This is a genomic window from Kitasatospora sp. NPDC048298 (assembly GCF_043201465.1).
Taxonomy (GTDB): Bacteria; Actinomycetota; Actinomycetes; order Streptomycetales; family Streptomycetaceae; genus Kitasatospora.
This window is the reverse complement of sequence record NZ_JBICYZ010000157.1, coordinates 1-2,887: the sequence shown is the minus strand read 5'-3', so window position 1 is coordinate 2,887 and position 2,887 is coordinate 1. Positions and strand designations below refer to the sequence as shown.

Here is a 2,887-nt window from a genome sequence, read left to right as displayed (position 1 = left end):
TCGACCAACACAAAGACCCGCCTGATCATCCGCCGCGGCTTCGGCTTCCGGACCGCCGACGCCGTCATCGCCCTCGTCATGCTCTGCCTCGGCGGGAACCGACCCACCCTGCCAGGCCGCCAACCCGCGTGATCACACCCACAGGTACGTCAGAAGAGCCCCTTTTCGCCCACCTCTCGGCGCGCCTCGGGAGTTCGATCAGCCCCCCCTGGGCCCGCTGACACCTGCTCCGAATCTGACTCGGCGATGTCCGGGCGGCGGCCCGCGGCTTATCGTGCAAGAAATTTCCGCAAGTTGCCGGTCTACGCGCGCAGCGCTACGCGCGTCACCGCGCACCCCCGTTGACCTGCGCGAAGTCACGGATTGTCAGCGGCAGTTCATCGCCGAGCTGTCAGACGTCCCGTCAATATCCTTGGCATGACCGCTTCCGGGTTCGGCTACCGCCTGGTATCACTTCTGTGACCCTCACCACGCCACCCCACTGGAGCTGTGATGATCCGCCGTGCCCGTGCTCTGTCCATCGCCGCCATAGCCGCAGGCCTCACCATGACGACGCTGTTCGCCGCGTCCTCCGCGAACGCCGCCGGCGCCAACTACGTGGCCCTCGGCGACTCGTACTCCTCCGGTGTCGGCGCCGGCAGCTACACGGCCGAGAGTGGCAGCTGCAAGCGCAGCACCAATGCGTACGCGTACCTCTGGAAGAACGCGCACGCGCCGTCCTCCTTCAAGTTCGTGGCCTGTTCGGGCGCCAAGACCGGCGACATCCTGAACAACCAGATCTCCGCCCTGGACGCCAACACCACGCTGGTCAGCATCTCGGTCGGCGGCAACGACGCCGGCTTCGCCGACACCATGCAGACCTGTGTCCTCGGCTCGGACAGCGACTGCATCAGCGCCATCAACACGGCCAAGAGCTACGCCACCAACACCCTGCCCGCCCAGCTGGACAAGGTGTACTCGGCGATCAAGGCCAAGTCCCCGAAGGCCCACGTCGTGGTGATGGGCTACCCGCACATCTACAAGATCGGCGGCAGCTGCATCTTCGGCATCAGCGACACCAAGCGCGCCGCGATCAACGGTGCCGCCGACACCCTCGACGGTGTCCTCGCCAAGCGGGCCGCCAACGCCGGTTTCGCCTTCGGCGACGTCCGCAGCATCTTCACCGAGCACGAGATCTGCGGCTCGCAGACCACGTGGCTGAACAGCACCACCCTGCCGGTCGACGAGAGCTACCACCCGAAGGCGTCCGGCCACTCCGGCGGCTACCTGCCGGTCTTCTCGGCGCTGTAAGGACCGCCGCGACGGACCGCCCCGGCGCGGGCCCGTACCGGAGCCGCCGTCCCCTCCCACGACTCGGGAGGGGACGGCGGCAACGCCGTTTCAGCTGCCGGAAGGCGCCGGGCCGGGCGCCGGGCCGGACACTGGGCCGGGCGCCGGTCCGCGTGTCGCGGACCCGGGCGGCGGGAAGGGGATGCCGGAGAGGACCGGCAGCAGTTCCGCCTCCTCGAAGTCGAGGTGGTCCTCCAACTCGGCGGACATCCGGTCCAGTTCCGTCCGGAGCCGCTCCGGCTCGGTGACCGCGATCCCGGCCAGCAGGGCCACCAGCTCCTCCTTGATCCGGCCGATGGCCCGGTGCTGTTCGCCGAGCCGCGCCAGGACGTCGGCCAGCTCCGGATGGCTGCGCGCGAGCGCGGGGAAGACGGCTGTGTCCTCGCCGGTGTGGTGGTGCGTCAGCCCGTCGCAGAAGGCCAGGCAGCGCTGGCGCAGCTGCAGCCCGAGCGTGGCCGGTCGGCCCGGGACGTGGGCGTGCGCCTCCTCCCGTACGTGGCGCAGCTGCGCGCGCAGCCAGGTGTGCGTCTCCACCAGCTTGTCGGCGAGGCTGCGCACGGCCGGGGCGGTGGCCGGGGCCGGCCCGTCGGCGGGCGGTTCGGGGCGCTCCAGGACGACGACCGGCAACTCCCGCTCGGTGTGCGCCTGGTAGTCCCCGTAGCCCGGGGCCTTCCGGACGACGGCGGCGAACAGCCGCTCCCGGCGGTCGCCTTCGGCGGGTACGGCGACGGTGTCGAAGGCCTCGGTGCCGACTTCGACCCGGACCACCGGGTGGGCGAGGAGGTTGCGGTACCACTGGGGGTGTTCCGGAGCACCGCCGGCCGAGGCGACGACCAGGAGCCGCCCCTCCGCCCGGACGTATCCGAGCGGCACGGTGTGCGGCCGCCCGGAGCGGGCTCCGGTGGTGGTCAGCAACAACAGGTCGCCGCCCTCGAACGGGCCGCCGACCCTCCCGCCGTTGGCGCGGAACTCCTCGATGACGTTCAGATTGAAGGACATAGGCATGCGTGTGTGATGGATCTCCAGAGAGGAAAGGGGGGTTGCGGCCACACGCGGTGTCGGTGCGGTGCCCGAACCGGTGACACGGCCGGTCCCGCACCCGGCGACCTCCGTCACGGGACATCGGACACAGGACGCGGGACACAGGGCGCGGGACACGGGGATCGGGACACGGGGATCGGAACACGGAACACGCGTCGCGGAACACCGGATGCGGTTCGCGCCCGCGGGTACAGCGGTACCGCGGTGACCGCCTGGCGTCAGATCAGGGAAGCGGAGAGAGTGCTCATCGCGCATCGACCCTTCGGGAAAGGTGCCCGCTCGGCTGTCGGCCGGCCCACTGCTCTTTGGCCGACGCCGCGCTGCACGCCCCCATTAGAGTCAGGCCGCGGACGCGCTGTCAACGTGCGCGGTCGCCCCGAGGGAAGTCGAACCCGCCGTGGGGGCCCCGCCCCCCGGGGGGGGGGGCCGGGGGGCCGGGGGGCCGCGGGGGGGGGGCACGGCGGCCCGGGGGGGGGCGGGGGCGGGGGGGGGGGGGGGGGGGGGGCGGGGGGGGGCG

Annotated in this window: 2 protein-coding genes; one reads left to right on the top strand and one right to left on the bottom strand. The window is 71.6% G+C overall.

Going from position 1 to position 2,887, the window contains the following annotated elements; genetic code table 11:
• The first annotated feature begins 492 nt into the window (after nucleotides 1-492).
• Complete coding sequence (locus tag ACGF0D_RS44115; protein ID WP_392875199.1) at nucleotides 493-1,290, top strand: SGNH/GDSL hydrolase family protein; 798 nt, start codon at nucleotides 493-495, stop codon at nucleotides 1,288-1,290.
• 90 nt (nucleotides 1,291-1,380) lie between these two features.
• Here the strand turns inward: ACGF0D_RS44115 and ACGF0D_RS44110 are convergent, their stop codons facing one another.
• Nucleotides 1,381-2,334 carry a nitroreductase/quinone reductase family protein gene (locus ACGF0D_RS44110; RefSeq protein ID WP_392926207.1) on the bottom strand — a complete coding sequence of 318 codons (954 nt, stop codon included), beginning with the start codon at nucleotides 2,332-2,334 and terminating at the stop codon, nucleotides 1,381-1,383.
• Between the last annotated feature and the right edge of the window lie 553 nt (nucleotides 2,335-2,887).